The sequence below is a fragment of the Nitrosophilus sp. genome (assembly GCF_982775275.1).
Window position 1 is genome coordinate 1 of record NZ_CEXZHP010000086.1, and the last position, 6,045, is coordinate 6,045.

At 29.5% G+C, this 6,045-nt stretch carries 8 protein-coding genes; 5 read left to right on the forward strand and 3 right to left on the reverse strand.

Going from position 1 to position 6,045, the window contains the following annotated elements; translation table 11 throughout:
* From AC30RD_RS05360 to AC30RD_RS05370, 3 genes are all read left to right on the forward strand, one after another.
* A partial coding sequence (locus AC30RD_RS05360; protein WP_489493289.1) for a hypothetical protein occupies positions 1-359 on the forward strand: 359 nt, incomplete at its 5' end.
* Entirely contained in the window at positions 349-1,059 is a 711-nt protein-coding gene (gene cmoA / locus AC30RD_RS05365) for a carboxy-S-adenosyl-L-methionine synthase CmoA (RefSeq protein ID WP_489493291.1), read from the forward strand. The genes AC30RD_RS05360 and cmoA, both read left to right, overlap by 11 nt.
* 59 nt (positions 1,060-1,118) lie before the next feature.
* The gene (locus AC30RD_RS05370) at positions 1,119-2,954 is read left to right on the forward strand and encodes a GGDEF domain-containing protein (RefSeq protein WP_489493292.1); all 1,836 of its coding nucleotides are present in this window, start codon (positions 1,119-1,121) and stop codon (positions 2,952-2,954) included.
* On the opposite strand, the gene AC30RD_RS05375 is transcribed toward AC30RD_RS05370, so the two are convergent.
* The 3 genes from AC30RD_RS05375 to AC30RD_RS05385 are packed head-to-tail and all read right to left on the reverse strand — an operon-like array spanning position 2,951 to position 4,646.
* Positions 2,951-3,208 carry a hypothetical protein gene (locus tag AC30RD_RS05375; RefSeq protein ID WP_489493294.1) on the reverse strand — a complete coding sequence of 86 codons (258 nt, stop codon included), beginning with the start codon at positions 3,206-3,208 and terminating at the stop codon, positions 2,951-2,953. The genes AC30RD_RS05370 and AC30RD_RS05375 overlap by 4 nt on opposite strands.
* Positions 3,192-4,235: a DHH family phosphoesterase gene (locus AC30RD_RS05380; protein WP_489493295.1), complete on the reverse strand. Its 1,044-nt coding sequence runs from the start codon at positions 4,233-4,235 to the stop codon at positions 3,192-3,194. The genes AC30RD_RS05375 and AC30RD_RS05380 overlap by 17 nt, the downstream gene beginning before the upstream one ends.
* A gap of 9 nt (positions 4,236-4,244) precedes the next feature.
* Positions 4,245-4,646 (reverse strand): RrF2 family transcriptional regulator, encoded by a 402-nt coding sequence (locus AC30RD_RS05385; RefSeq protein WP_489493296.1) that lies wholly within the window; start codon positions 4,644-4,646, stop codon positions 4,245-4,247.
* A 172-nt stretch (positions 4,647-4,818) separates the two neighbouring features.
* Here AC30RD_RS05385 and rpsO point away from each other — a divergent pair, with 172 nt between their 5' ends.
* Complete coding sequence (rpsO, locus tag AC30RD_RS05390; protein WP_489493297.1) at positions 4,819-5,088, forward strand: 30S ribosomal protein S15; 270 nt, start codon at positions 4,819-4,821, stop codon at positions 5,086-5,088.
* Positions 5,089-5,275: 187 nt separating this feature from the next.
* A partial coding sequence (locus tag AC30RD_RS05395; protein ID WP_489493298.1) for an HrcA family transcriptional regulator occupies positions 5,276-6,045 on the forward strand: 770 nt, incomplete at its 3' end.

Here is a 6,045-nt window from a genome sequence, read left to right on the forward strand (position 1 = left end):
TATCAAAATATAAGGGTATTTTATATAAAAAATATCTTTTAGGCGACTCTGCGCTAATTTTTCATAATCCCTACTTTTACCCCGAAGCTTTTAGAGCCGTTTTAAGAGATAAAATAGGAGACGTTATAATAAAAGGGGATAAAAAAAGAGTTTTGAGTCGCCTAAAAGATATTTTTTATATAAAATACCCTTATATTTTGATAAAGGAAGAAAATGCCAAAGAGTTTTTAGCCTGCAAAATTGATAGCTGTTTTTATAATACGAAAGATTTTGGTAAGTTAAAAGAGAAAATCGAGTCTATTTTGGCGCCGCAAAAACCAGAAAAATGGGATAAAAAGGTATCTTTAAATGAAAGATAGACTATTTAGTAAACCTATAAAAAAGCAGTTTGAGTTTGATGAAGAGGTTGCAAGCGTATTTGACGATATGATAAATAGATCGGTCCCTTTTTATAAAGAGGTTTTGGATCTTGTATCGGCTTTAGTTGTTAAAAATCTACCAAAAGGAGGAGTGGTTTACGATCTTGGATGCTCAACCGGGACAACTTTGATAGAGATTTTTGCTAAAAAAGATTTTGAAGCTAAACTTATAGGTATAGATAATTCAGAGGCGATGATAAAAAGAGCCAAAGATAAGGCAAAAGCCTATGGGGCTAATATCGATTTTATCTTAGGAGATATTATAGAGTATAAATATAAAAAAGCAGATATTTTTATCTCAAATTATACTTTTCAATTTATTAGACCTATTAAAAGAGATAGACTTGTAAAAAAGATATATGACTCTTTAAATGAAAAGGGAGTATTGATATTTAGCGAGAAGGTGATAAGCGAAGATAAGATTTTAAACAAACAGCTAATCGATATCTATTTTGAGTTTAAAAAGTCTCAAGGATATAGCGAATTTGAAATTATGCAAAAAAGAGAAGCCCTTGAAAATGTTTTGGTTCCTTACACTCCAAAAGAGAATGAAGAGATGATAAAAAACGCTGGTTTTAGATATTTTGAAACCGTTTTTAGATGGGCAAATTTTGCCACTTTTTTTGCAAGAAAAAGCTAAATTAAAGATAAATTAAAGTTTTTTGTTTAAAATTAAATATTCCTAAAAAAGATTTTATCATGAACCTAAAAAAAAGATTTAATATTTTTCTAATAGTTTTTGTCACAACGATACTGCTTCCCACTATCATTATTATAATTTTAAATTTTAGAAACTACTCGATTACTACTGCAAAAGACAAAGCTAGTATAGTAGCCAATATGGTTAAAGACGGATTAACGACCCATATGGAAAACGGCATCATGGACAAAAGAGAGATTTTTTTATCAAAAATCAAAAACGTAGATAATGTAAAGGATCTAAAAATTTTAAGATCAAAATCTGTTGATAAACAGTTTGGAAAAAGTGTTGAGAGCAGTATAAAAATGGATAGTTTGGAAAAAGAGGTTTTAGAAAAGGGGATAAAAAAAGAAAAACTTATAGAGACTAAAGATAGCGCATTTTTAAAAATTGTAATTCCTTATAAAGCGACCGCTTTTGAGATCCCTAACTGTTTAAAATGTCACGATGCAAAAGAGGGCGAGGTTTTGGGAGCTATAAGTATGGAGTTTGATATCACCGATGTTAGAAACAGCTCATTAATCACCATCTCCAAAATAGTTTTATTTTCTTTGATAATAACTATTATAGGATTATTTATAGTAAACATTTATACGAAAAAATATGTAGATTTTTTTGAAGATTTAAAAAATATTATTAAAAAAGCCTTTAACGGAGACTATTCCAATAGATTAAAAAGTTTTGGAAATAATGAGTTATCCGAAATTAGCAGATGGATAAACGCTTTGTTTGACAAAATAGAGAACAGTTTGGAAAATATAAAAAGAAGCGTTGGATATTTTATAAATTTCGAGTTGGAAAAAAAAGATCCACTTTTGAGTATTCAAGATTTCGTAAACGAGTTGGCCGCAATTTATAAATTTAAAAATATTATAGAAAGAGATAAAGATCTGCACCAAATTTACGATAGGATGATAGAGCTTTTAGAGAGGAAATTTGAAATTAAAAATTTCGTTTTTTACGAGCTGGACAAAAGTGCTTCCAAAAGAAATATATATTATTCCAACACTCAATTTAGAATATGCGATGAAGCTGACGAGGATATAAGCTTATGTAGAGCTTACAGGACGCAAAATATCGTATCTTCGGACAAATATCTACATATTTGCGAAGCGGCAAAAGATAGCGATCTTTTTTATGTATGTATCCCTTTGAAGATTACTGATGAATTTTTTATAGTGCTCTCATTTATCGCAGAATCCAAAGAGGAGTTTAAGAGAGTAAAATCTATTTTAGATAAGTTTAAAAACTATTTAGAAGTTAGCAAATCCGCGATTGAAACTCAGATACTATTGGATGAATTAAAGGATTTAAGCCTAAAAGATAAAATGACCGGCGCTTATAATAGAAGATATCTTGATATATTCGTCCAAAAAAATATTCCTCAGGCTTTAAGAGCTAATACTCCATACTCTATATTGATGGTGGATATAGACTATTTTAAGATGGTAAACGATACGTATGGACACGATGCTGGGGATACTGTTATAAAAGAGTTGGTTAAGACAATTTTTGAAAATATAAGAAAATCTGACGTTGTTGTTAGATTTGGCGGCGAAGAATTTTTAATTTTGCTTTATAACTGCACAAAAGAAAATGCTAAAATAGTGGCGGAAAAAATAAAAACAAAATTTAAAAATAAATTTATAAATGTTGGTATGGATAGAATAAAAAAGACTATTAGTATAGGAATAGCGGAATTCCCAAAAGACTCAAGTCAGTTTTGGCAAACAATAAAATTTGCGGATATGGCTTTGTATAAAGCGAAGGAATCGGGAAGAGATAGGATAATAACTTATAATGCGGAAAGTTTTAAAATAGATGAAAATTATTAGTTTTTAAATAGATCGGGCCTTGTTTTTTTCATATGTTCTATAACTTTTATTATCTCTTCATATCCCATTTCCCCTTCTTCATCTTCAAAAACTTCATCCATAGCTTCCAAATAAGCATCAACAGCTTGGGGCATTTTATCTTCGGGAACTCCAGCGTAATGAAGAGCAACACCCAACATATCCGCCAACTGCATAGCCAGCTCTTCTATCTCAAATTCCGCCTCTTCGAGTTTGCTTTTAAATACCTTTTTCATTTTCTATTTCCTTCTTTTTAAATAACTCTTCTATAAACGATTTTAACTCAGAGTATATAAATTGTTCTTTAAAATTTTTTATTTTTCCGCCGCTTGCGTTAGGATGTCCCCCACCTTCGGCTATTTCATAGGCTATTTTTGAAACGTCTACTTTATTGTTTGATCTTAAGCTAAAAGTTCCTCGACTACTTACGTTCATAAAAAAATCAAAATAGGGATTTTTTTGTAAAAAGCCGTTGCCTACTATCGAGCTATTTTGTATACCAAAAGTTAATATACCTTTGTAATTTTTGTATTTTATGCTCATAAGATCTTTTTTTCTATTTAAAAGATCTACAAGATAGTCAGTTACCAAATTGTCTAAAGTATCTCTTTTGTTCTTTTTAAAAAATCTTTTTTTTAAAATATATATATTGTCGTCCAAATCTATATATCCATCTTTTTTATCAAAAAACTCTAATGAATATTTTAATAAAGTATGTTTATATAAAATATTTTCGGCTCCAAACATATATCTATTTATCTCTTTTGCCTCATCAATCAGCCTCATTAAAACTTTTCCATATTCAAAAAGATTATCTTCTTGCAGCCAAATATCCACGGCGTTTATAGCTTTTATAAGGTCTGAGATTTCAAAGATGTTAAAGCCTTTGCTTGTAAAATAGTCATAAGTTATCAAAGAAGCGCTTCTTGTTATGTCTAAAAAATACCACTTAAAATTTTCGGCACTCTCTATTCCTGATGCGTGATGATCCAAAAGCAAAAGATCTATTTCATAATTTTCGTTTTTTAGATCTTTTACCATATTATCTAAATAATTGGACTCTTCAAAAGATAGATTCAAATCGGTTATTAATATAAAATTTTTCTCGTTTTTTTCTAAATTGTTTAAAATATAATCGATTCTTACCTTAACCTCTTCTCCGTAATTTGCGTTTAAAAACTCGATATTTTTAAAGATTTTTTTTGTAACAAGTTGACACCCATATCCGTCAAGATCCGTATGAGAAAGATGAAAAGTTTTCATTTTTTTCCTTTATTCCAACAGATCTTGAAGAGTTAACTCCTCTAAGAAGTTGTCTATTTTATTTTGAAGTTTATTTAAAAAAGGCCACAGAGTACAAAATCCTCCTTTATTGCTCGGACAACACTCCTGAGCCGGCGAGCAGTCAAAAACGTTTATATTTTTTCCTTCTGCAGCCTCAGCTATCTCTTTGATTGAGAGCTCTTTAGGAGGTCTTGAGAGCATAAACCCTCCCGTAGCTCCTTTGAAGGATTTTAGTATTCCTTTTTTTGCAAGATTTTGCAAAATTTTTGCTAAGAAACTTTTTGGAATATCCAACTGTTTGGATAAAGCATCTGTTCCAAGAGGTTCGTTTCTTCTAGCTATAAGTATCAACGATAAAAGAGCATATTCCGTTGCCCTAGTAAATAACATATTTCTATCCTATTCTATTTTTATTAGATGAAATTATACAAAAATTATCCTATTTAAAAATTTTTTAATTAAATAGATAAAAATATTTTATATTTAGTTAAGTTGTTTTGCAAAAAATTTTTTTTTAGCTATAATGTCAATCCAAAAAAAATAGACCAATCAGGAGGCTACCATGGCTTTGGATTCGGCGAAGAAACAAGAGATCATCGCTAAATTTGCAACAAGTGAGAACGATACAGGTTCTCCAGCGGTTCAAATCGCACTTTTGAGTGAAAGAATAAAATATCTTACAGAACACTTAAAAGAGCATAAAAAAGACCACTCTTCAAGACTTGGACTTTTAAAACTCGTTGGACAGAGAAAAAGACTACTTAGATACTTAAAGAAAAAAGATTATAACAAGTATCAAGAAGTTATCGCCGCTCTAAATATAAGAGGATAAAGGTATTTTTACCTTTTTCCTTAAAATTTTACTACTTAAACTCTTTTTTTAATCAATATACAATCTATCAATCTATCATCAAAAATATCAGATATATTACTAATGTAAAATAACTTGACAATACCTCACTCAATTTTATATAATACATTCAGCAAATTAAATATTAGAGTGCTAAAAAAGAGAAAAAATGAACGATAAAAAAGTTCTTATATTAGAAACTATCATAAAAGAGTATATAAAAAACCCGGCTCCGGTTAGTTCAAAATATTTACAATCAAAATTAAATATCAAAATATCATCCGCTACTATTAGAAACTATTTTAAAAAAATGGTTGAAAGCGGCGAGCTTGAGCAGTTACATATAAGTAGCGGAAGAATCCCAGCGATTGAGACATTGAAAAATTACTGGAAAAAGAAGATAAATTTATCAAAAGAGTTAAATATAGAAAATATTTCCAATTTGAAAAAGAGTACAAAAAAATTTAAGATTTTTTGTGAATATAAATTTTTTGAGCCTAATAGGCTGGAAAAAATAGTAAATTTTAACGATAAATATATAATTTTAGAGTTTGAGAAAAACGAGTTTATTTTAGATTATAGCGAGCCGATGTTTAGATTTTTTAACGAGTTTATTAAAACTGATGTTAGCGATCTTGTAAATATATGTAAACAGATAGGTCTTACTACCTTATCTAAAAAATTAAACGCCGTATCAAACGAAGAGATTGTAATAGAGGGTATTGAAGAGCTTTTAGATCTGATCTCAAAAAATAGAGATTGGGGAAATAGATATATAAAAGATGTATTAGATGGAACGATACTTGATAATTTAAAGCCCGGAGTCTATTTTGAAGAGATCGTTCCAAAAGGGTATCTTGCATACAACAGTAGTGCAAAGATTGAGAAAAAAGATGCAAAAATGCTTTGTATCGGGCATCTATCAAGGGATTATGAGAC